This window comes from Pareuzebyella sediminis (assembly GCF_008367235.1).
GTDB lineage: Bacteria > Bacteroidota > Bacteroidia > Flavobacteriales > Flavobacteriaceae > Pareuzebyella > Pareuzebyella sediminis.
Genome location: NZ_VTZS01000005.1, coordinates 368,114 through 390,162, shown reverse-complemented (window position 1 = coordinate 390,162; position 22,049 = coordinate 368,114). Strand labels below are relative to the sequence as shown.

The following is a 22,049-nucleotide window of genomic DNA, read 5'->3' as shown; positions in this document are numbered from 1 at the left end:
CTGGATCTCGTTGTTCGGGTCCGCATCCGCATCGTCGGGGTTGATCGTCACGGAACCGCCGTCCACAAGCGATAGCGTAGTGCCAGAGGCGTCGATCGAAAGGTCCTGAGTGTCCGTGTCCAATGCCCCTAAATTAACCGTTTGGTTTGCGGCGCCATCCTGGGTGAGCGTCAAGACCGAGGTCCCTCCATCAAAGGTCAGCCCCGTTACCGATTCGTTGCCGATAACAGAGTCAGCATCGTTCACGTCGTCGACGTTGTCCGCAAAGTCCGCCGGAACGCCCGTAAGGCTGCTCCACTGGCCGTCGAAGTCGTCAGAGGCGTCCGTGTCGTAACCGCTAAGGTCGATGACCGTCGCGTCCGGGTCCCCGCTAAGGGTGATCTGGCCACCAGAGAACTGTAGGTCCTGGATCTCGTTGCCCGGGTCCGCATCCGCATCGTCGGGGTTGATCGTCACGGAACCGCCGTCCACAAGCGATATCGTAGTGCCAGAGGCGTCGATCGAAAGGTCCTGAGTGTCCGTGTCCGTATCCAATGTGCCAGCATCTACCAACACCCAATCCGTTCCGTCCCATTGCATTACTTGGCCCACTAGGGTACCATCGGCGATATTCTCCAACTGCACAGCATTGTCTGCGATTTCGGCAGTGGTGATTCCATCCGCGGCTACGTCCAATGTGTAGGGATCGACGGTACTTCCAGCCCCGGATCTTATCAGGGTACCGTCAGTGGCATTGACTATTTCATTACCGATCACACCGTCGTTTTCGGTAACGGTCACCGATCCCAAATCAACCAAGGTCCAATCCGTACCATCCCATTGGATTACCTGACCTGTAAGGGTTCCGTCAGCAAGATTTTCAAGTCCAACGGCATCGTCGGCGATCTCGGCATTGGTGATTCCATCGGCGGCTACGTCCAATGTATATGGATCCGCTAGCGTACCGCTACCGGAACGGGTCAAAGTCGCATCCGTACCGTTGATGACTTCGTTACCAACGATTGCGTCTGCATCACGGATATCAATCGAAGTGCCGGACCCATTGGTAATGGTCAGTTCCACACTCTCGTTGGGAACGCTGCCCACACCGATACCCAGGTCCTGGAATTCGTTGTTCGGGTCCGCATCCGCATCGTCGGGGTTGATCGTCACGGAACCGCCGTCCACAAGCGATATCGTAGTGCCAGAGGCATCGATCGAAAGGTCCTGAGTGTCCGTGTCCAATGCCCCTAAATTAACCGTTTGGTTTGCGGCGCCATCCTGGGTAAGCGTCAAGACCGAGGTCCCTCCATCAAAGGTCAGCCCCGTTACCGATTCGTTGCCGATCACCTTGTCCAGATCGAGGGCGTCGCTCGCAGCTACCGCAGCGGCAACCTCGGCGTCCGTGGCAAGGCTCGGGTCGGCACTGAACTCGGTACCCACAAGGTTGAGCCCCGTGCCCGCAGTGTACTGCGTGTCCGTGTCCGTATAGCCCGAAAGGTCGATCGGAGTCGCAGAGCCGTTGTTGGTGATCGTGAGGATGTCGCCCGTAAGGTCGAGGTCCTGGATCTCGTTGCCCGGGTCGTCGTCGTTGTCGGCCACCGATATGGTGCCGCCCCCGTCGCTAAGGGTCACGTCCGTGCCCAACTGCGAAAGTGTCTGGATCTCGTTGTTCGGGTCCGCATCCGCATCGTCGGGGTTGATCGTCACGGAACCGCCGTCCACAAGCGATATCGTAGTGCCAGAGGCGTCGATCGAAAGGTCCTGAGTGTCCGTGTCCAATGCCCCTAAATTAACCGTTTGGTTTGCGGCGCCATCCTGGGTGAGCGTCAAGACCGAGGTCCCTCCATCAAAGGTCAGCCCCGTTACCGATTCGTTGCCGATCACCTTGTCCAGATCAAGGGCGTCGCTCGCAGCTACCGCAGCGGCAACCTCGGCGTCCGTGGCAAGGCTCGGGTCGGCACTGAACTCGGTACCCACAAGGTTGAGCCCCGTGCCCGCAGTGTACTGCGTGTCCGTGTCCGTATAGCCCGAAAGGTCGATCGGAGTCGCAGAGCCGTTGTTGGTGATCGTGAGGATGTCGCCCGTAAGGTCGAGGTCCTGGATCTCGTTGCCCGGGTCCGCATCCGCATCGTCGGGGTTGATCGTCACGGAACCGCCGTCCACAAGCGATATCGTAGTGCCAGAGGCATCGATCGAAAGGTCCTGAGTGTCCGTGTCCAAGGTACTCGGGTCGATGTACGTCCAGGCCGTGCCGTTCCATTGGATAAGGTCCCCTGCGTTACTGCCATCGGCCAATTTACCCAGGGTCACCGCACTGTCAGACAGTTCGTCCGTACCTACGGCACCCGTGGCTATCTCGTTGCCCGTTATACCGTCGGCCGTGACCTCCAACCTAAAGGGGTCGACGGTATCCCCGGCCCCCGTGAGAGTCAAGGTACCGTTCGACGGCCCGACCACCTCGTTCCCGATCACACCGTCGTTCTCCGTTACCGTTACGGAACCCAGGTCCACTAGGGTCCAGTTCGCACCGTCCCACTGCATCACCTGCCCCAAAGCAGTTCCATCGGCCAGTTTCCCAAGGGTAACGGCATCATTGGCTATATCCAATGTACCTATCGTGCCGTCCAATATCTCCGTCGTGGTAATGGCGTTGTCGGCCATCTTGGCATTGGTGATCGCATTGTCCGCAACGTCCAAGGTCACATCGTTCAATGTGGAAGCGTTCCCTCCCGTGATGTCTATCGTAGCGTTCGTGGAGGTCACGTTGCCGTCGCCGGTAAGCTCGCCAACGTTCACCGTTACCTCATAGTCCGTATTGTTGCCAGAGGTACTCGATACGATGTCCACTCCGTTCCCCTCGGAGACCGTCGTGGTAAGCTCGCTCGAACCAATATTTCCGTCCAATTCCTCCAGGGCCGCCTGTACCGTGCTTCCCGTAAGTGAAGTCGCACTGTTGTCAAAGCTCACCTCGCTGGCGTCCTGTATCTCGTTCGTATCGTCACTGTCCCCGTCGCGAATATCTATATTTGTACTTCCACCTCTTTCGAGGGCTATGTTCACAAGCTCGTTGGGCGTTGTAACACTACCGCTGATCTGTTGGTTGTCCGAACTGCTCGCCGCCAAGGCCGTGATAGCTTCCTCAACGGTAGTCTCATCGCTACTGTCGCCGTCTATGTCAACGGGGGTCGCCAAATTCACTTGGCTCGCGTCCTGGTCGTCCGTACCATCGAAACTTGTTTCGGTTCCGTTCTCAGATCTATAGGTATATGTCTCGCTGTCAACGGTATCCAATGTAGTTATTGTCTCTTCTATGTCAACTGGAGTTATACCCGGTTCGGAAATGGTCGCTATCCTATTACCTGTTATCGTATTCGTCACGCTTACGTCGTCGTCCACCTGGCCCGCCAAATTGTCGATAGCGGCCTGCACATCGCCTCCAAGGCCCGTAACACTCCCGTCATAGGACACTTCCGATGCGTCTTGGTCGTCCGTCGAGAAAATACCGTTGGCACGTACCTCCGTTGCGTTGCCCGCGTCAGGACTGGCCACCGCCGTGAACTCGTTGCTCCCGTCAAGGTTCAGTCCGTCGCCCGCAGTGTACTGCGTGTCCGTGTCCAATGCCCCTAAATTAACCGTTTGGTTTGCAGCGCCATCCTGGGTGAGCGTCAAGACCGAGGTCCCTCCATCAAAGGTCAGCCCCGTCACCGATTCGTTGCCGATCACCTTGTCCAGATCAAGGGCGTCGCTCGCAGCTACCGCAGCGGCAACCTCGGCGTCCGTGGCAAGGCTCGGGTCGGCACTGAACTCGGTACCCACAAGGTTGAGCCCCGTGCCCGCAGTGTACTGCGTGTCCGTGTCAAGCCCACTTAGGTCGATGTCCGTAGCCGTGGCGTTGTTCGTTATGTTCAATATCTGGGTAGCAGGATTATACGAAAGGTCCTGGATCTCGTTGTTCGGGTCGTCGTCGTTGTCGGCCACCGATATGGTGCCGCCCCCGTCGCTAAGGGTCACGTCCGTGCCCAACTGCGAAAGTGTCTGGAACTCGTTGTTCGGGTCTCCATCCAAGTCGGGTGAAGCATTGCCACCAACCTGATTCCAGGCTGCACCGTCCCACACATAAAGCTGACCAGCCACATCGTCGACATAAGTTACCCCAGCATTGCTAGGGGTAACTGCCGGAGCTCCCGAACCAATCAACGTAAGTTCATTCGTTAAATCCTCATCCAAATCGGTCGAATTGACGGTATAATTACCATTACCGTCATCAGTGACGGTCACAGCGCCTGTACCGGCAGTAACGGTTTCGCTTAGGGAGGAAAGATCGACCGTAGCGGAGTTTCCGTCCTCAATGTCAATTTGCAATTCGTTCAAGCCACTTAAAGTGGCGCCCGTCAGATCTTGGTTGTCACTGCTATTATTGGCCAAATCGGCTATAGCCTCTTCTACAGTGCTCTCATCGATTGTATCGCCGTCTACGTCGATGGGGTTCGTAAGGTTGACCTCGCTCGCATCCTGATCGTCCGTACCGTCAAAAACGGTTGGCGTTCCATCCTCGGAAGTATAGGTAAAGTTCACGCCATCTAGCGTGGACAAGGTAGTGATAGTCTCGTCGATGTCAACCGTGGTCCCGTCGGCCTCCGTTACCGTCGCGATCCTGTTGCCCGGGATCACGTTGGTGATCTCAATGCCGTTGGTGTCGATGGTCACGTCGGTGCCGTCGTTATTCGTAAAGGTATAGGTGCCGTCGGGGTTCGCAGTGATGTCAGACTTGGCAACCGTCATCGTCGCCCCGGCCTCGTTGACAAGGGTCACGTTGCCGTCGCCGTTGTCGGTCATCGAGGTGATCGTCTCCTGGATCGATACCGTCGTGCCGTCCTCCTTTTGATAGACCCCGATCTCGTTGCCCGTAACGGAGGTGCCCGTGATATCGGTCACCGTCTCGTCGATGTCAACCGTGGTCCCGTCGGCCTCCGTTACCGTCGCGATCCTGTTGCCCGGGATCACGTTGGTGATCTCAATGCCGTTGGTGTCGATGGTCACGTCGGTGCCGTCGTTGTTCGTAAAGGTATAGGTGCCGTCGGGGTTCGCAGTGATGTCAGACTTGGCAACCGTCATCGTCGCCCCGGCCTCGTTGACAAGGGTCACGTTGCCGTCGCCGTTGTCGGTCATCGAGGTGATCGTTTCATTTATAGTAACCAAATCACCGTTTTCATTCTCATAAATCCCTATCGCGTTACCAACTGGAGCTACTCCGGTCATGGTGGTCAAGGTTTCCAAGGGTAAAATTATGCTAGAAGTTCCGCCATTCTCCAGTGTGAGTCGCAACTCCCCTGTTAACGAATCGAAGGTAAAACCTTGCAATTGTTGATTATCGGAGGAAGTTAACTCCCATGAATTACCATCCCAAAAGTAAATAGTACCGGTGTTAGTATTCACATAAATGTCTCCGGTATCGGCACCTGTTGGGGTTGTCATTCCTGGAGCGGTAACGTCAGGACCGCTTAGCACCTCACAATTACATTGGTCCTCCAAAGTAACCGTAGTTTGGGCAATTGCTATTCCAGAAAACAGAAAAAGTAGTAGTGCACATATTCTCCTCATGGCCAAAACTTTACTTATAATTGTATAATTCAAACTCTTCGTTATTGCTTTGTACTGCTTAGCTGTACAAAATTTTCATTCTTAAAACTTTAAAGCTGAATACTTGTAGAAACCATGTCTAGAATAGACACTCCTTACAAAAGGGAAGAGAACGATGATTCGTTCTAAATGCCATATGGTTTTCCAGAAGAAAACCTGGGTTTGGTTCGGTTAAGTTATTCATACTTTGGGATGTGCAGTCGTCAACTTGGGTCTAACGGATTTTACACACCCTACAAAATTAATTTAAGTACTACCATTGAAAAATAATTGTTGTGTAATCGATGAAATGCACGGTCTACTAAGGAAAAAATGAGGTTTCAATGAAAAAAAAATCGTTCTTTTAAGTATTCTTTCATCGATAAGAACCCTGTTATCAGTACCTGAGCGAGTGGATATGTAGGAAGATTCATTCGTAATTTCCCAAAGAGCTACCCTCTTTTGAGCATAAAAACCATGGCCCTTTTAATTTCTATTAGGAGCAGCCCATTGAAAAACTATTAAGGAGATGTGTTGGTGTACTTTCGATTTAGAAAGAAACCATAAATCATTGTTTATCAACACGAATTGTTATTCGTCTATTCGTTATTACGGTGGCAGGCTTCACAGAAAGAAGGGCGTTACCTGAGTTTAAAGGCACACAACCACCCGAACCACTATTGGAAACTAAAATTCGATACAAATATCCGTTCTTTGCAATCCCAGGTTGAACAACGGTCATTGTATTGCTCGTCGTACCTATATAGTCCGCCCCATCAAAGATATTGTTAAATGTTCCACCACTATCCGTACTTACCTGCCACTGATAGGTATCCACATTTGTGGTAGTTACGCTGAAGGTCGCATTTGCTCCTACAAAAACCTGTAAATCTGAAGGTTGGGAAGTAATCGTGATATGATTTATGGTTATGGTTTGGGTAACATCAATGCTATTGCCTTGATTATCACTAATTCTGTATGTACGTGTAATTATTTCTGGATTCGTTCCTCCATCGGAGGCCTCTCCGATAAACGTAACCAATGGGTTAACAGTACAATTATCAGCTTCGTCGGTTACGACATTAATATCTGGTACAGGTACCTCTGCATTACAGTACATGATAAGACCTGCGGGGTTGCTTGCCGTAGGATTGGTAACATCCTCCACAGTGAGCGTTACCGTATTAGAGTAATTATCTGCGCATCCTATCAAATGAAGTCTATATTGATTGCCGTTCATTGCTAAAGTTGCAGCAGAAATAGAAAGCGTTTCTGTGGACGTACCTGCATAAGTAGTGTCATCCGTAAGGTCTGCCCACGATCCGCCGCTAAAAACTTGCCATTGAAAAGCATTGGCTCCGGATGTTGTCACGGAAAATGAAGCATCGGTATTCGGGCAGATAGACCGATTTGTGGATTGAGTATTTACGGTAGGTGTCGCCAACATGGTCAGCGTAGTTACTCCGGTTATATTTAAAACGGGGTCACCCGGCATTCCTCCATATTCTACGACATAACCTTGCGGTTGGTAGTTTCCTGAAGCCGCACCGGTATTGGAAAGGTCGTTCCATGAACCGTTAGGATTTACGTTTGGATGGGTAATATGGGCATAATCTTCGTCACCTGACTGATTGGGCTCTGCATTATTCCAAAAGGCAAAATTTGGGCTACTGCCTCCTGCTGTCCCGTTCCAAAACACGGTTCCCGCCTCAGGGCCCGTAACCCATTCCCACGTACCCTCTGTGGCAGCATCACTACCCCCAATCCAGCCGGTACCGGCTGCCTGTGTTCCTGAAAAATCAGCTTCAGCCTGAGAGGTAAGGGTGGCTAAATACCCCTGTAATCCAAAATACGTACTGGCGCTAGCGGCCGCATTCGCATCCGTCCAGGTTATTCCAAGGTCTTCCACATACAGATAATAATGTCCGGTTGAGGGTAAATAGTTCGCCTCTCCTACTGTAATGGAGAAGGAGCGTGTTCCTGTTGGGGATGGCGAAGTACTTGAAAATTCAACATTGAGGATCGCCGCTTCAAAATCGCTATAGGACGCTGGGCCCAAGAGGGTAAGCTCTCCCTCAGTGGCATCCCAACTTGCCGTAATTCCTGGATGAGATCCCGTTAGGGTAAGCAAATCTTCCCCATTCACGTAGTTCCCGGAAATCTGAATGTAAACACCGGTCGTTGTGGTATCATCGGGATCTGTTATGCTAATGGATTCCACAATGGGTTGGGAAGTCAAGGGGCAATAATTCTGGTCACCGGTGACCGTCAAGGTCGGTGGATCATTGGTCACCGAAATATCCCGGTAGTCCAAATCACCCCCACTCCCGACATCCATATCCACATCGGTAAGTCTAACGGGGCTTGAAGTCGGATCATCTACCGTACCTGCAGGATCTGAATACCCTGATGTTGCATCGACAGCATCATCCAATCCATCATTATCGGAATCCGAGTTCGAAATAGATAGTCCGGATTCAATTACATCGCCTGTCGCATCATCATCACTATCCGTATCCAGAAAATCGGGGGTTGTGTCCCCGTCCCAGTCTTGGGTACTGATACCAGTGGGGCCATAGGCATCATCGAGACCGTCAGAATTTGCATCTAAACCTGAAGGAGCTATATAGGAATTACTGTCCTGGGCTTCTACGTTGTCAGGAATTCCGTCACTATCGCTATCCAGATCTAATCTATTTGGAATTCCATCACTGTCGGTATCCAGGTCACTACACCCTCCACCCCCATATTGAGCGCCATAAACCCTCGCTCCCTGATTCCAGGCCACTACTCGGATATATCTAACCGCGGTGCCTGTGATTGTAAAAGATACTTGCCGGATGCTTCCGGGAGTAGTATTATTTCCATCGGCAAGGTACCCATCATTGGTTGTACCACTTGAATTGGTTCGTTGCACCTGCATATCGGAATCCGAAACAGCAGGGTCTGCACCAATATAAACATCTACTGTAGTTCCTATCGCAACCAAAGTACCAAAATCAAGAAGCAGATACGATGTACCTCCTGGCCAAGTGGTCGGATTGGCCGCATAAGAAGTCCCGGGGTCTCCTCCCGCATCACTTGTATTGGAGAAATACGAAACACTCGTTGCTGTCTGAACGAACCCACCCGTCGTCGCACCGCATTCATCGGCATCTACAATACCATCATTATCATCATCGATATCGGAATCGTCATTGATTCCATCGCCATCGGTATCGATGCCCGAACCCGAGCAGGTGGCATACAAACGTGAAAAAGGAATATTCTGTTTGCTTATGGAAGGCCCCTGATACTGTACCGTAAGGGTTTCCCCCCCTGAATTTTCATAGAAAAGGACCTCAATAGGATAAAGTCCAGTATCAAGTGAAACCGTACCAGATCGTTCTTGGTTCCCATGGTTGCCGTCGTTATCTACAATTTCAACTCCATCAATAAACAGTTTAGACCCATCATCGGAGCTTGTATAAAAGGTATAAGAACCAGCCGTCTGAATTTCGATATAACCCGTATACCGGATTGAAAAGGAATTCGTATCCCCCGGGTCTACGGCATTTTGCAATGCATCTACGTCAAAGTTGGAAACCGTACCCGTTGAAAGGGCTCCTGTAGTGGGAATATTATCTACCGTGTTTCCAGTAGGAACGCTGTCGTAAAACTCATAATCCAATGTATTGCTACAGCCCGAAGGGCTTCCCTCAACCTGTACATTATCAATGTAATAGTATTCATTACCTGCGGTATTGTAAAAACGAACCCGAATTTCGAGAGTACTGCCCGTCGTAGGAAGAGATACAGCATATGAGCTGTTCAGAGGATCGAAGGGATTGCCATCTCCAGAGGCATTTTCGAATTGTACCCATCCACCGCTACCATCAATTCGATATTCTCCGATAAAATAGTCGGAACCTGCTTCAAATTGATCGGTATTGGACATGGTGGCTACATCTAAGCTGAAGTTCACACCTGTGTATAGTGAAATATCTATAGGGTCTGTCAACCAAATGCCTTCCGTTCCAAGATTATTTGCTTCGATACGCCCGCCCTGAACCCAAACATCACCCGTTAAAGTTGTCGACCAATTTGTAGCCTGGGCACCAGAAGCAGTACCGTTTTCGCTACCATCGGCATATGTATTAAAATTCTCCGACCAAAAGACAGTTTGACCAAACAGCCCAACTGAGCTTATTAAAAATAGTAAGCATAGTTTGCCCCGCATTATATCTAAAATCTGGAGTTTCTTTAGGTCCGGTAATATCTTGTAATTGACCCTAATTAATCCTCTCATTAAAACTAAGAAAAGGCCCAACCATTAAGAAAAGTATGTTGTCAATCAGTCCGTAGACTACATGAATACTATTATTCTGTGTGTCAACATAGTTCAGGTACGCTAAAAATAACTTTTAACCTTTATTAACGCGGTAGGTAATTCGTCGATTGGTAATTACGGTTCTAACCCTAATCTCACTCATGGGCGAAAACTCTGAAGTACTGTTAGAAAGGGTAGCCGTACCGGTGATCCACTCCCCTATCGTAGTTCCTGAAGGCAAGGGAATCCTGAATTCGTATTGATTGGTATTATCCGTATTTCCATCGGTATCGGTATATGAAGATGTACCTGCATCCAAATCGTCGATACTACCCTCGAGTGCACTTCCTATAAATATCTGTCCTTCCCCATAGTCTTCGGATAACCCAAAGGTATTATCCCCAACTGTAGCACTTCCTTCGTTAATATCGGTAAAGAAAAATTCCAGGGTGGTTCCGGGTCGGGTCCATCCTTTGACAACCAATTCACTACCGGATATAAAAACAGTGGAAATGATGGGGAAGTTGACCAAACTATTAGGTCCGGTATCCGTATCTCCTGAATCATTCAAGGTAACATCATCTCCCATGGGATTTTCGGTAGAAGTTCCATCCAGGTCGATCCCTAGTCTTCCATTCGCATAAATAGAATTTTGAGAAATCAAATTCCCAGAAGTTGAACCGTCGGTTATTACGATACCGGCCCCACCGTTATTAGCGATAATATTATTGGTAATACTCGAATTACTTCCAAACAGTCGTATTCCTGCATTTTCAATGGAGCCTGAACAATTACCTCCATCTTGGCCTGAAGCGGTAACTGTGTTTTCGGTAATAGAAGCGCCACCACCAAAGGACCATCCTTCTATGCCAATCGCAGCCGTTTGATCTACAAGGTTATAGGCAATTGTAATGCCGGTACCTCCTGCAAGGGCTATGGCATCTTCACAGGCTTCATTTCCTACCTGGTCGAAGTGGTTATAGGTAATCTCAGTTGACGTTCCTGCGGAAACATTGGTACCTACATTACCACCTGTAAAATAGTTTCCTGTAATTTGCGAGGTACCACCGTTAATTTCAATTCCGTATTCACCGGCAGGTGTTTGTACTCCAAGCGCATCCAGGCCAAAGGAATTTTCTGTAAATAGATTATTATCTCCTGTATTGAGTCGAATAGAAGAGGCATTGTTCAGCGTATATATCGACAAGTTTCGAATATGTGTCCCTGTTGCCTCAACAGTGAAAACATCCTGATTTGTCGCATGAACCTGAATTTCCGGCTGCTCGTAATCCGGTAAAACGGTGGCAAAGGTTCCAACAGGACTTCCCCCAGCTCCAATCGTACCCGTATTGGTGTCACCAGAATACGCGGTCTGCGTTCTTCCATCGATTCGGGTATCATTATCCGTGATATCCGGCAATTGATTGCCACTTTGGTCAATATTAAATACACCTCCAGAATAATTCACATCAGCAGTCCTTCCCAAAGGATCGGAAGTTGGTGGAATCATAAAAATTGAGACATCGGTGCCGCTCGCCGGATCAAAAATACTGTTCGCTTCTTGATCCATCCCTGTTTCGGCCAGGGCGTTGGAATTGATTATAAATTGTTCCAGGGAGCCCTGTCCGCTATCGTTTGTATTTACAATAGTATTGAAATTAAAGCCGAAATCGATATTACCGATTCCGCCTCCCCAGATGTTTATTTCGGAAACGGTCTGAGCTCCTGAAAGCGTAGCATTCCCGGCATCCGAGGTAGCCGCTGGGTTTGCACCACCTATCTCATTGGTTATGTCCGTGGATGTAGTTCCATCAAATTCAGTTCTAAATGTCTGCACGGGATGACAAGAACTACAAGATGCCCCCCCGCCGCGTGTTGACCTTATACCCTCGTTAACCACACGAATTTTATACGCTCCGTCTGCCATACCACCAAAAGAGTAGTCGCCATTGGCATCCGTAGTGGTAAAGCCCCAAAAAACATTACCACTGTCAAAGATTTCGACCCGGGCTCCTTCAATGCCCGTACCTGATGCGGTTGCGAGGTTTCTCCCAGCACCTCCCGGATAGTTCATATCTTCAAATACGGTACCTGAAATCAAATTGGAAGGTACGCGGATTACAACCGCTGAGGATATTACCAAATCTTGACCTACGTCTACGTTTGCCGTTACTTCGGTATCCGTAGAACTTATATAGGAAGAAATATCATACGTATCTAAATCCAGTCCGTGCATATTTGAAAGGTTAACCCCAGCCGGACCATCGTAAAGGGTTGAATTATAAGCATTATTTCCAGTTTGCCCCCCATCACCACTTAGAATAAAATTACCGCCTCCCTGATTTGTTATAGATAGTTCTTCCGGGTTGGTCGACCCCCCACTGCTTCCATTCAAAGTGGCATCTCCTTCATAAGACAGAAAGGTAGCCTTGCTTCCAGTAGGACTTATGGCGTAAAAACTATCCAAAGTAAATGACGTACCCGCATTTTGTGTGATATCAAAACCATAGTACAGGTTAATCGTTGAAGCCGGAAGACTAAGCTCTTCATAAAACACCATCAAAGACCAGGCTCCCAATACGGTCGCCGAATTACAAAAATTACTGGAGGTATCAATATCCAAATCTGTTACGTCAAAAGTATTCGAACTGGGGTTTGAAATGCCCGATAATATATCGGTAACGTTCGCTATATACCCGTAAAAATTCCTTCCCGTAAAGCCGGCGCTATATACCAAATCTGCGGTTACCGTGGTACTTTCAAAAGTAATTTCAGAGTCTGGTGTATAAGCGGAGTGTGACCAAAATAGATAGGCTTCTTTGATCGAAGCGCCGCCAGGGATAGTAGCCGTAAGGTTACCGGAGGATGTAGTGGTTACTGCACAGGGGTCTGTGTTATTATCTTCCGTTCTGAAAGTTCCTCCCGTAGTACTATAATCATAGTTTCCATTTAAATTCCGGTATAGTGATAGAGGCACATCATCTAAAATAATTTCATCATCGTTAATGGTTCCTGTTCCTACCGCTGAAGTAATTACGGAAGGGTTTGAAACAGAGTTGAACGAAATGCTAAAGTCCTCATCAGATTCATATAGGCTATCATCCAGGATGGGAACCAAGATCGTCTCCGTATCTCCCGCAGAACCATTGAAGGTAAGTGTTCCCGAAACCGCAGCATAATCATTCCCTGCCGTAGCCGTTCCATCAGCAGAAGAATAATTCACAGTAAAAGAACCTGCCGTATTAGATCCGACATGAGTTACTGTAAAAACTGCATTCCCACCATTCTCATCTATAGTGACATCAGCGATACTTAACTGGGGAGAGACATTGTCAACGCTAATTTGTACATTATCTACGTAGGCCCAGTCGTCATTATTCCAGTTTTGATTCGATTTCGCAAAACGAATCGTCGTATTGGACGAGATAAATCCTGATATATTCTGAGAAAAAGTCCCGCTTCCATTAAGTGTTGCTATTTGTGAATAACTGGCTCCCCCATTATTGGAAACATAAACCCCTAATTGCCTTTGACCTCCCAGGCTACTACTATTGTATGTAAAGGAAAGGGTAGCCGTAGTTGCCCCTGTTAAATTGGCTGTTCGTATGATTTGCTCCGACCAGAGATAAACAAGATAAAGCCGACTATTATTGATATAGATATAATCACCTGTGGGGCCTAAATCGGTGTCACCGGACTCGATCCAATCAGAGGCCCATTGTACTGACCCATCACTATTGTCATAAGAAACAGCACCAAAATTGTCTCTAAAGGTTTCCTGGGACAGGGTTACCTGTGCAACCAGCAATACGGTTAAAAATGAGAGATACGTGTATAGTCGATTAATTTTCATCCTGAAAATTCATATTCCGGAATACCTCTATTCTAGGTATAGACGCAAATATATCAGGATAAAAAAGCGCACTTAAATTAATGTTGTGTAACGCGTAAATGAAAGGGTGAAAAGACTAAAAAGTGGAGTGTAGTTCATCGGTAACAGCCTATAAATCGGCATTCTATAGGTGAATGTTGTAAGAATTTTCAATACTTATTCAAGGATAATAAACTCCGACCTGCGATTAAGCTCGTGTTCTTCATCGGTGCACTTCACACCATTTTCACATTGATTGATCAATTTGGTTTCACCGAAACCTTGGCTGCTAAGCCTTTCTTTCGCTATGCCCTTGGCAATCATGTAATTTACCGTTGCCTGGGCTCTTTTTTGGGAAAGCCAAAGGTTATAGGCATCTTTACCCCTACTATCGGTATGGGCGTTGACCTTTAGTTTGAGACTTGGGTATTTTTCCATAGCGACTACTACCTTTTCTACCTCTATTTCAGAATCCTTTCTAATATTATATTTGTCAAAATCGAAATAAATGGTACTCAATTGAAGAAGCTGTGCCAAATCATCACCAAAACCGGCCAAGATAGTATCACGTTCGAGATAGAAGTCTACAATTTTTGGTTTGCCATCTGATTTACCGAGGTACTCTTCAGAGGGAATATAACCCTCCATGGTAGCCCTTACAAAATTGCCTTGATTACAATCTAAGGTCAAATGATATTTTCCTTGTGCATCTGTAATCGCCGTAGTAATTTCCTTGTTGTTTTCGTCAATTACACGAATTGTGGCCCCGACAAGTACCTCATTTGAAATTTTATCTCTAATGGTACCCGAAATCGTTTGATCACATCGAAGTAGAAGAGGCTTAGTTTCAGTTAGGGCATAGATATCATCTTCTCCTTCACCTTCGGGTCGATTAGATGCAAAATATCCTTTTTTTGTTTTCTCATTAAATATAAAGGTAAAATCATCCATTCTCCCATTTACCGGTTCTCCAATGTTAACCGGAGTACCGTCAATATTTCCATTGGCCAATCTTGCGGCAAAAATATCAAGCCCTCCAAGCCCAGGGTGCCCATCTGAGGAGAAGTACAAAACCTCTTCGCTCGATACAAAGGGAAAGGTTTCCCTGGCCTCGGTATTGATAATTCCTCCTAAATTTTCAGGCTCACCAAAAGTTCCGTCTTCGTTGATAGCTATTTTGAAAATATCGGATTCTCCTAATGACTGAGGCATATCGGATACGAAGAACAACACCTTTTCATCTGGACTTAATGCAGGGTGAGCTACCGAGTAATCATCACTATTGAATGGAAGCTCCTCTATCTCACCCCAGGTACCTTTTTCGGTCATTCGGGCCCTAAATATTTTAAGGCGTATTACGCCCCTTTCATCTTTAACATATTTCCCTTCTTTATAGTTATTTCTAGTGAAATATAGAGTGGTACCATCCTTAGTCGTTATCGAAGTAGATTCATGAAACCGAGTATTGATATCCCCTCCCAACTTGCTGACCCAATTTTGTGACGTACTATCGACGTTGACCTTGTACAGATCCAAAAAATCTTTTGAATTCCATGTGTGCCGGTACCGTGCAAAGTTACCTGTATCGCGATCTGATGAGAAAATAAGTCCTTCTTTATAAAACGATGGCGCAAAATCAGAATAGGGAGAGTTATACTGAAAAGGACTAATATTATAGCGTCCGGAATTTTTTTTGATTTCCTCCAAGTAATCTCTTTCACCCTGATAGACTGAGGCTCTAACATCGTCTGAGGTCGCCTTTGAAAATTTGGACATAACTTCATTCGAAGCATCATATTTTTCAAGGGTTCTCAAGGTTTGGGCGTATCTAAAATAATATTCAGCACCCACCTTATCCGGGTAGAGATCAACTAACTTTTCATACGTTTTTGCCGCATCTTCGTAGTTGGCGTTGAAATAATACGAATTACCTAATTTCTTTAAAAGGTCTTCGGAGATATAACCTCTGTTGAGTACTTTTTCATAAATGTCGATTGCGGGCTTAAAAGAATACCCTTCATATTTTTCATCGCCCTTGGCAATCAGCTTGTCTTGTGCCAGACTAACGTTATGTAAGCCCGATGCCGTGAAAAGAAAAAGAAGTATGAAGATTTTTTTTACCATTAGACCCATATTAAAAGAACCGCGGCGAAACCAATTTTTCAAAAGACCTTAATAATTCCCACCTTAGAAAAACTTCGAACGACCCACTAGTGAACTGCGTGCTACCAAAATCGGTAGTTTCTTTATCATAAGCCAAACCTAAGAGAATTTGATCGGTAATTTGAAAACCAGCAAGCGCACTTACTGCGGCATCCCATCTATAAGCCGCTCCAAAGGAAAACTTTTCCGAGAACAGAAAGTTTGCTGAAATATCTAGCTGAAGCGGTGCGCCACCCACAACTTTGGTCAAAACGGCTGGCTTGAATTTTAAATCATCGTTCAAATCAAAAACATAGCCCGTGATAAAATAAAAATTGATTCGGTCTTTTGAAAGAAAATCCACTCCATTTGCATCATTATTCGAGCCGTCGAAATGTTCGATTTCCATCAAATTAGGTGCCGAGAAACCGGCATAAAAAGTATCGGTGTGATAATAAATCCCCAATCCAAAATTCGGGCTAAACCGATTTTCAATATTATCCGTAGCGACTGTCTCCTCAAAACCTGGTCTTTGCCTCAATTGTTCAAAATCGAGATTGAGCAGGTTGCCTCCTAATTTTAGACCGAATGAAAGCTTGCCCTTTAATGATACATCCACGGTATAGGAAACCATAGCGTCGAAATAAGTTTCTTGAACGGTTCCGTCACCAATTCTATCGTTTATTATCGACAGACCATAACCCACGTTGCTATTTCGAATAGGCGAATGCATGTTAAAGGTAAAAGTTTCAGGAGCTCCGTCCAATCCTACCCATTGGGAACGATAAAGTGCGGTAAGGCTTAGCTGACCTCTCGAACCCGCATATGCTGGGTTCACGCTCATGGTATTGAACATGTATTGCGTGTATTGAGCGTCTTGTTGTGCCCATGCCACGCCGCTCAGTAACACCAAGAAAAGAAGCACTAAAAAGCTCTTTTTTATTCCCATAAATCTCTATTTACTAATGTAAATATAACTACTATCGGTAATGCGCTGTGAATCGACCGTATTGTACTCAAAGATATAAAAATATACACCCGCCGGTAAGTATTCTTCAGCATTGACCGTTGATCTTCCTTTCGATCTTCCATCAAAAACATTGTTCTGATTGTTGTAATTTTCTCCTTGATAGACCAAAATACCCCAGCGGTTATATATTTTAAGTGTATTGTTAAGAGCCTTATCGACATTTTCTATCCATAAGAACTCGTTTTTACCATCGTTGTTAGGGGTAACCATCTGCATCACCACAATTTCAGTACTTTCCTGTGGGTCTAGGTAAGATGGCGTTCCATCTCGATCGAGATCGTCGTTTGTCGGATCTCCATCACCGTTTCCATCCTCGTCGATGGTATCGATACCGTCGCCGTCATCGTCCACATCGCGATAGTTCACGTCCTCGGTGCCATCGGTATCGGGCAGGTCGTTCGCAGGGTCGTCGATCTCGTCGTTCACATCGAACCCGTCGTTCACATCGCTGCCCTCGTAACCGTCGTCGAGCCCGTCGCCGTCCGTATCGACGCCCGTATAGGTCTGGTCGGGCACACCGTCGAAGTTGAAGTCGTTCCCTTCGTTGTTATCGGGAACCGAATCGTTGTCGCTGTCACCGTCGAGATAATCATTGGTTCCGTCGCCATCGGTGTCCACAGGGGTGATACCCTCCGGATAGGCACTGTTGAGACCATCGTTCTCTTCATAGGTCGCCTCGTCGTCGTCGTTCGGCGCTATATAGCCATCGGTCGTCTGGGCCTCTACATTATCGGGTATACCGTCGTTGTCGGAGTCGATATCCAAATGGTCGGGAGTGCCGTCACCATCACTGTCGGAAGGATTGGTCAGAGGGTCTCCGTCACCATCTGTATCAGGATCTTCCGTGGTGTCCAAAAGACCGTCGTTGTCGTCGTCAAGGTCGACACTGTCGGGTACGCCGTCACCATCGGTATCGGGCGGAGGCGGGGGACCATCCGGATCTAAATAGTCGGGAGTGCCGTCACCGTCCGTATCGTCGTTTGTCGGATCTCCATCACCGTTTCCATCCTCGTCGATGGTATCGATACCGTCGCCGTCATCGTCCACATCGCGATAGTTCACGTCCTCGGTGCCATCGGTATCGGGCAGGTCGTTCGCAGGGTCGTCGATCTCGTCGTTCACATCGAACCCGTCGTTCACATCGCTGCCCTCGTAACCGTCGTCGAGCCCGTCGCCGTCCGTATCGACGCCCGTATAGGTCTGGTCGGGCACACCGTCGAAGTTGAAGTCGTTCCCCTCGTTGTTGTCAAATACCAAATCGTTGTCGCTGTCATCGTCCAAGTAATCAGGATTATCGGTACCGTCTGTATTTACCGGGGATAATCCTTGGTCATCTTCCCCCTCATATGCGTTATCCAATCCATCGTTATCATCATCGAGATTAGTGGGAGGCACATAACCATCAGTAGGCTGGGCCTCGACGTTGTCCGGTATACCGTCATCATCGGAATCAATATCCACCCTATTCGGATACCCATCTCCATCGGAATCAACATCTGTATTAAAGGTTATGGTTTGAGGGTTTTCAAAATTGTCTAAGCAAGAAAATTGAATTCCTGATTGTCGAGGTACTTTGGTCACAAAATTAGTGTCGCTCGAAGTTTGAATACCGAAACGAAATACAAATGAAGAAAGATTTACAAATTCTACCGCAACATTGACTGTAGGGTTTTCATTCGATATGCCATCATATTCCTTCGTACCCCCATTAATCAAAAGGCCTCCAGAAGTGTTGTTTATATTCACTTCGGTATCGGTATCAAAAGTATACCTCGCAGGAGTATCAAACCTATTGTATTCTTGATAGAGGCCTTCTCCATCAATATCAATAAAGTTAGCAATTAATCCTTCGAGCACAACAGGATCTATGGTTCCAGTGCTCACCACAGAAAGTTTGAGATCTACATAAGGCCTTCTGATATCGTCCGTGGTAGTAAAAGTAATTTCAGGTTTAAAAAATTCCGAGTCGATATCGTTTTGGTCAATAGTTACGATTTCACCATTTACAACCTCTTCGATGGTTACCAAAACATCTAACTCTGAGGTAACATTGGGAAAACGATACACAGCTCCTTCGTTAAGGGCCTCTCCGGATTCCAATATAGGAGTATTGCTAAAATCAAGGCTTGGTAACGTTTCACAATCAAAGGTATCGCTAACAAAGCTGGATTCATCTTTATCTAAAATACCGTCGTTATCCGAATCTAAATCCAGATAATCGGGTAGTCCATCATTATCGGAATCAATTGGACTTAACCCTTCACCGCTTCCAGGTGACGACTCATAGATATCATCGAGACCGTTTCCATCAATATCCTTTCCAGAGGGAGAAACGAAATTAAATGATGATTGCGCTTCCTGAAAATCCAAAATACCATCATTATCAGCATCTAAATCTAGATAATCAAGTACGCCGTCGTTATCGCTATCCTTTGTCAGCCCTTCCACCTGATCGATTATTCCATCACCATCGTTATCAATGTCGATCTCGTCAGCAACACCATCACCATCAGCATCCAAAAAGGACGCCTGAGTCGTAAGGTCAAGATTATTATCAAAGGAAGTAGTTAGAACAAAAAGAAAAAGGGCTACTGGATACACTGAGCCTATGATTATTTTTCTTTTTATTTCATAGAACGTAGTTTTTCCCATATACGTTTAGTTTTCATTAAACTAACACCATGGCAAATAGGTACGAAAGGTTCTTGTAAGAAGTGGGGATTCTTAACTTTATATGCGTGCAAGATATAGTTAAAATACATATGGTCAAATTGTTTCGATACCAGATCATACGAAATCTCTGTCAAACCCGTATTTATTCGTCAAAAGGTATCTTTGCCTTACACAGCACTCTATATATTCGTTTATTTACCCGATTAAAATGGGCCTCCATGCGTTTCAAATCGACGTTTTAGTTATTTCATCGGATGGCACCGAAGGAGTTTAATCGATACAATTGTGGGGTTTAAGGGCAAAAACGCTGAAACAATCCACCTAATTTTGAGCTGGTAAAACCTATTAATTAGCGTATTTTTGCCCAAATTTTCCGTATGAATTTCAAAGACCAGATTAAAAGGCGAAGAACGTTTGGAATTATTTCCCATCCCGACGCCGGAAAAACTACCCTAACCGAAAAGTTATTATTATTTGGGGGGGCGATTCAAGAGGCAGGTGCCGTCAAGAATAATAAAATCAAAAAATCGGCCACCAGTGATTTTATGGAAATCGAAAGACAGCGTGGTATTTCTGTGGCCACCTCTGTACTCGCCTTTATCTACAAGGGGAAAAAAATAAATATTCTAGACACCCCGGGGCATAAAGATTTTGCAGAAGACACTTTTAGAACACTTACAGCGGTAGATAGTGTCATTGTAGTGGTAGATGTAGCCAAAGGGGTAGAGGAACAAACGGAAAAACTCGTTGAAGTCTGTCGAATGCGCAATATTCCCCTAATCGTATTTATCAACAAGATGGACAGGGAAGGTAAGGATGCATTTGACCTCTTGGATGAACTGGAGCAAAAGCTTGGGCTGTCCGTTACGCCACTGAGTTTCCCGATTGGAATGGGGTATGATTTCAAGGGCATCTACAATATTTATGAAAAGAATATCAATCTCTTCAGTGGTGATAGCAAAAAAAATATTGAGGAAACTATCGCCTTTGACACTCTTGAAAGCGAAGAACTAGAACGTATTATAGGGCCCAAGGCAGCTTCGGAACTACGCGAAAATTTAGAACTGGTGGCAGGGGTGTATCCTTCGTTTGACAAGGAAAACTATTTAAAGGGTGCGCAACATCCTGTCTTTTTCGGCTCGGCCCTAAATAATTTTGGTGTAAGGGAACTTTTAGATTGCTTTATAGAAATTGCCCCCCCGCCTAGACCCAAAAAGGCTGAAGAAAGGCTGGTCGAGGCGAGTGAAAAAGAAATGAGCGGGTTTGTGTTTAAGATCCATGCGAACATGGATCCAAAGCATCGAGATCGCCTTGCTTTCGTTAAAATTGTATCGGGAACCTTTGAACGCAATAAACCCTATCTGCATGTACGTCAAGATAAAAGCTTGAAATTTTCAAGTCCGAACGCTTTTTTTGCCGAAAAAAAGGAAATTGTAGACATTTCTTATCCTGGAGATATCGTGGGTCTTCATGACACGGGAAACTTTAAGATCGGCGATACCCTAACCGAAGGTGAAATTTTGCACTATAAAGGCATACCTAGTTTCTCACCGGAGCACTTCAGGTATATCAACAATGCCGACCCCATGAAATCGAAACAGCTTTATAAAGGTATCGACCAACTCATGGATGAGGGAGTGGCGCAATTATTCACCTTGGAAATAAATGGAAGAAAAGTCATAGGTACCGTTGGAGCTCTTCAGTTCGAAGTCATACAGTACCGTTTAGAACATGAGTACGGCGCTAAATGTACCTATGAAAACTTTCCGGTATACAAGGCTTGCTGGATAGACCCTGAAGACCCCAAAAACGAGGAATTCGAGGAGTTCAAAAGGGTAAAACAAAAATTTCTCGCTAAAGATAAAAGAGGGCAATTGGTGTTTTTGGCAGATTCACAATTTTCATTGCAGATGGCACAACAGAAATATCCTTCGGTTAAACTGCATTTTGTTTCCGAATTCGACTGAGAAGCAATAAGATGATGTGTATCAAGGCGCATGTATGTTGTGCTTTATATTCGCCTTTAAGCAATAAAAAACCCATTACTTTCGGTAATGGGTTTTGTTCTATGCTTCTCCGGTAGGCCCAAAATTAATGGGAATCGGAGGCTGTTCATAATCTTTAATGGTGCCATGTGCTTTTTCAAAACGTTGAATATTGTCGTTCATAGCTTTTAAGAACTTCTTAGCATGCTGTGGCGTTAGAACTATTCTACTTTTCACCTTAGCTTTGGGTGCGCCTGGCATCATACTGATAAAATCGATTACAAACTCGGAAACCGAATGATTGATTATGGCCAGATTGGAATAGATACCCTCTGCCGTTTTTTCATCTAGCTCTATATTTATTTGCTTTTGATTCTTTTCTTTCTCGCTCATATCACTTAAAAAAATAAACCCTCGGCGCGAACACCGAGGGTTTCT

8 protein-coding genes are annotated in these 22,049 nt (G+C 46.3%); 1 reads left to right on the top strand and 7 read right to left on the bottom strand.

Going from position 1 to position 22,049, the window contains the following annotated elements; all coding sequences use genetic code 11:
* The 6 genes from F2B13_RS17905 to F2B13_RS17880 form a co-directional block, all read right to left on the bottom strand.
* Positions 1-5,457 (bottom strand): beta strand repeat-containing protein (locus tag F2B13_RS17905; protein ID WP_149304781.1); only part of this gene is annotated, 5,457 nt, incomplete at its 3' end.
* Positions 5,458-6,169: 712 nt separating this feature from the next.
* Positions 6,170-9,889 (bottom strand): PA14 domain-containing protein, encoded by a 3,720-nt coding sequence (locus F2B13_RS17900; RefSeq protein ID WP_149304780.1) that lies wholly within the window; start codon positions 9,887-9,889, stop codon positions 6,170-6,172.
* A gap of 115 nt (positions 9,890-10,004) precedes the next feature.
* Positions 10,005-13,763 (bottom strand): Calx-beta domain-containing protein, encoded by a 3,759-nt coding sequence (locus tag F2B13_RS17895; protein WP_149277476.1) that lies wholly within the window; start codon positions 13,761-13,763, stop codon positions 10,005-10,007.
* A gap of 195 nt (positions 13,764-13,958) precedes the next feature.
* Positions 13,959-15,905 carry an OmpA family protein gene (locus tag F2B13_RS17890; protein ID WP_149277475.1) on the bottom strand — a complete coding sequence of 649 codons (1,947 nt, stop codon included), beginning with the start codon at positions 15,903-15,905 and terminating at the stop codon, positions 13,959-13,961.
* Between the two features lie 10 nt (positions 15,906-15,915).
* On the bottom strand, positions 15,916-16,872 hold the full coding sequence (locus F2B13_RS17885) for a PorP/SprF family type IX secretion system membrane protein (RefSeq protein ID WP_149277474.1): 957 nt from the start codon (positions 16,870-16,872) through the stop codon (positions 15,916-15,918).
* Between the two features lie 6 nt (positions 16,873-16,878).
* Positions 16,879-19,605 carry a gliding motility-associated C-terminal domain-containing protein gene (locus F2B13_RS17880; RefSeq protein WP_149304779.1) on the bottom strand — a complete coding sequence of 909 codons (2,727 nt, stop codon included), beginning with the start codon at positions 19,603-19,605 and terminating at the stop codon, positions 16,879-16,881.
* Positions 19,606-20,003: 398 nt separating this feature from the next.
* On the opposite strand from F2B13_RS17880, the gene F2B13_RS17875 reads away from it, so the two are divergent.
* Positions 20,004-21,593 carry a peptide chain release factor 3 gene (locus F2B13_RS17875; RefSeq protein WP_149277472.1) on the top strand — a complete coding sequence of 530 codons (1,590 nt, stop codon included), beginning with the start codon at positions 20,004-20,006 and terminating at the stop codon, positions 21,591-21,593.
* Between the two features lie 99 nt (positions 21,594-21,692).
* On the opposite strand, the gene F2B13_RS17870 is transcribed toward F2B13_RS17875, so the two are convergent.
* Positions 21,693-22,004, bottom strand: coding sequence for a DUF3467 domain-containing protein (locus F2B13_RS17870; RefSeq protein ID WP_149277471.1), 312 nt, complete (start codon positions 22,002-22,004; stop codon positions 21,693-21,695).
* Positions 22,005-22,049: the final 45 nt, after the last annotated feature.

Excerpts from the sequence above, each read along its gene's own strand:
- F2B13_RS17900 (WP_149304780.1), bottom strand. The coding sequence starts at position 9,889 with ATGAGAGGATTAATTAGGGTCAATTACAAGATATTACCGGACCTAAAG.
- F2B13_RS17895 (WP_149277476.1), bottom strand. The coding sequence starts at position 13,763 with ATGAAAATTAATCGACTATACACGTATCTCTCATTTTTAACCGTATTG.
- F2B13_RS17890 (WP_149277475.1), bottom strand. The coding sequence starts at position 15,905 with ATGGTAAAAAAAATCTTCATACTTCTTTTTCTTTTCACGGCATCGGGC.
- F2B13_RS17885 (WP_149277474.1), bottom strand. The coding sequence starts at position 16,872 with ATGGGAATAAAAAAGAGCTTTTTAGTGCTTCTTTTCTTGGTGTTACTG.
- F2B13_RS17880 (WP_149304779.1), bottom strand. The coding sequence starts at position 19,605 with ATGGGAAAAACTACGTTCTATGAAATAAAAAGAAAAATAATCATAGGC.
- F2B13_RS17875 (WP_149277472.1), top strand. The coding sequence starts at position 20,004 with ATGAATTTCAAAGACCAGATTAAAAGGCGAAGAACGTTTGGAATTATT.
- F2B13_RS17870 (WP_149277471.1), bottom strand. The coding sequence starts at position 22,004 with ATGAGCGAGAAAGAAAAGAATCAAAAGCAAATAAATATAGAGCTAGAT.